The following is a 1192-nucleotide window of genomic DNA, read 5'->3' on the forward strand; positions in this document are numbered from 1 at the left end:
AACTGGAGTCGGCGACACGCGCGTTCACCTGCAACCTGGCCGCCCACACCGGCCTCGTCCCGAAGAACGACGAGGTGGTGTTCGTCGACATCGACTCCAAGGTCAAGCAGGTCTACGGCCCGGCCAAGCAGGGCGCCTCCTTCGGCTACACCAAGGTCCGCGGTCTGCACTTCCAGATCGTCACCGTCAAGACGAAGACCTGCGCGCCGGTCATCGTCGCCACCCGGCTGCGCAAGGGCTCGGCAGGCTCCGGCAAGGGCGCCGCCAGTCTGCTGGGCGAGGCCCTGGCCACGGTACGGGCGATGGGGATCACCGCACAGATCGTCGTGCGCGCGGACTCCGCATACTTCTCCCACAAGGTCGTCGCCGCCTGCCGCCGGGCCGGCGTCCACTTCTCGTTGGCCGTCGCGGTCACCAAGACGATCCGCGCGGCAATCGAGGCGATTCCCGCCGACGCCTGGACGCCGATCGAATACACCGACGCGATCTGGGACGACGAGGAGCAACGCTGGATCTCTGACGCCGAGATCGCCGAGATCGGCTTCACCGCCTTCACCAGCAAGAAGAAGGCGTTCCACACCACCGCCCGGCTCATCGTCCGCCGCGTGAAACGACTGAACGCGAAGACGGTGCCGGACGGGCAGAGCGAGCTGTTCGCCGTCTGGCGCCACCACGCGATCTTCACCGACAGCCGCTTCGTCCTCACCGATGCCGAACCTATGCACCGCGATCACGCCGCGGTGGAACAGGTCTTCGCCGACCTGGAGGACTCCGCCCTCGCTCATCTGCCCTCAGGCGCGTTCACCGCGAACGCCGCCTGGCTCACCCTGGCCGCCGCGGCCTACAACCTCACCCGCGCCGCCGGCCACCTCGCCTCGGTCTTCCACGCCCGGGCTCGGACCGGCACGATCCGCCGCCATCTGATCCACGTCCCGGCACGGATCGCGACCAGAGCGCGGACGATCACCCTGCACCTGCCTCAACACTGGCGCCGGGGAGCCGACTTCATCGATCTGTGGACCGCCACCAGCCACCGCATGGTCACCTGATCACCACCTCCACCGCCCGCTCGCAACCACAAGGAACCTCGGAGAACCCGCCACCGGAACGGTCATCCGGGATACCGGCCTGCCCCACAACCGCGAAAGGCACCCGAAAACCAAGATCGGAAATCACGCGGTGGATCGAGGCT

At 67.7% G+C, this 1192-nt stretch carries 1 protein-coding gene; it reads left to right on the top strand.

The features are described 5' to 3' along the window. On the top strand, positions 1 to 1049 hold a 1049-nt coding region (locus tag QMK24_RS41255; RefSeq protein ID WP_283472052.1), incomplete at its 5' end, for an IS1380 family transposase. Positions 1050 to 1192: the final 143 nt, after the last annotated feature.

The organism is Streptomyces sp. PH10-H1 (genome assembly GCF_030063355.1).
Taxonomy (GTDB): Bacteria; Actinomycetota; Actinomycetes; order Streptomycetales; family Streptomycetaceae; genus Actinacidiphila.